This window comes from Psychrobacter sp. 1Y4, assembly GCF_051847555.1.
In genome coordinates this window covers 1-1,423 of record NZ_JBPYDE010000060.1, presented here as the reverse complement: position 1 = coordinate 1,423, position 1,423 = coordinate 1, and the positions used below count along the sequence as shown (strand labels likewise).

The following is a 1,423-nucleotide window of genomic DNA, read 5'->3' as shown; positions in this document are numbered from 1 at the left end:
CAACTCTAGATTATTACTATTTCCTTTTCTAATACAAAAAAAGCCCTGTCTTCTTAGACGGGGCTTTTACCGTTTGGTCATCTCGAAATACCATTTGTCGTCTTTATAATGAATATTTGTATTGGTTACGTGACAATAGCTTAAAGGGGAAATGTACGCTTTTTACAGACGATCCTGATATCAAATTATAGACAGTTTCACTGTAGCCCAAAGCACCTGTATCCCAATGATAGCAACGGTATAAGAAAGGATTTTATATGAAACGTTTCAAGATTCTACGCAATGTTCTATTAGCCACTATAGCTTCTAGCTCTTTACTAAATATGGCGCATGCTGAAGACGCTCTAAAAATGGAACTAACAGCTAATCAAGTCATAAAGAATGCGGAAGGTAAAACGGTCTATACACCAGTACGTACTGCACCAGCAGGTACTGTGATTCAGTATAAGGCGAATTATACCAATACTGTTAATAAAGACATTAACGACTTGATGGTGACGCTACCTATCCCTGCCAACATGACATTTACTGGTGATGCGATGCCTGCAAGCGCACAAGCCAGCACTGATGGCAAGAATTACGCTGATATGCCGCTAATGCGTAAAGTCGATGGCAAGATGGTCAAAATTCCATATTCTGAGTACCGCACTCTGCGTTGGAATATTAAGTTATTGCCAGCTAAAAAGTCAGCAGCCGTCGCTCTCAATACTACCGTTAATTAGTCCAGTAGATATTAAGCCTTTCGCTCTTTTAACATTTCAATTTTTAATCTTAACTCTGGAGCATTACATGAAATCAAATACTTTTAACGTCAGCTTGCTTGCTGTCGGTATCGCCGCAGTAATGGGTGTATCTACTGGCGCTAATGCTGCTGTAAGCGGCTCAACAAATACTAATGTTGAAATAGTCAACATTGCTACCGCTAACTACAGTGTTGCAGGTGTAGCTCAGCCAACCGCTATATCTAATTCAGTCAAAATTACAGTATCAGAGCAAGTATCATTCTCATTAGTTCAAGACAATACTACAACAGTTGCTCCTAATGGTTTCGCTACGTTTACACATACACTGACCAATGATGGTAACCGTCAAGACAATTACGTCATATCAATAGAAAACAGAACTGATGATACTAAACAGTTTGATATTACCAATTCTACTATTACTTATAGAATCTATACTGACGGAGCAACGCCAAGTCCAACTACTGGAATTGCAGGCACTATTAGTTCTACTAATAATAAAATACCTCTTGAAAGCAACCAGTTTGCTGTCATTACAGTCAATGCAAAAACCACTGACAACAAAGGCGGAGATACTCAAAATTTAAATTTGAAAGCCACTGGTACAGCCTTGGCATCGAACAATGCTTCAGTCACTAACATTGATAGATCGACGACTACATTACCAACTTTCAGTATTA

The 1,423-nt window shown here is 38.7% G+C and carries 1 protein-coding gene and 1 pseudogene; both read left to right on the top strand.

The features are described 5' to 3' along the window. Window positions 1–257 precede the first annotated feature (257 nt). Window positions 258–722, top strand: a complete 465-nt coding sequence (locus ACS8FC_RS14140; RefSeq protein WP_439297227.1) for a hypothetical protein — start codon at window positions 258–260, stop codon at window positions 720–722. 67 nt (window positions 723–789) lie between these two features. Continuing rightward, window positions 790–1,423, top strand: a pseudogene (locus ACS8FC_RS14135) (hypothetical protein); the annotation flags it as partial.

Excerpts from the sequence above, each read along its gene's own strand:
- ACS8FC_RS14140 (WP_439297227.1), top strand. The coding sequence starts at position 258 with ATGAAACGTTTCAAGATTCTACGCAATGTTCTATTAGCCACTATAGCT.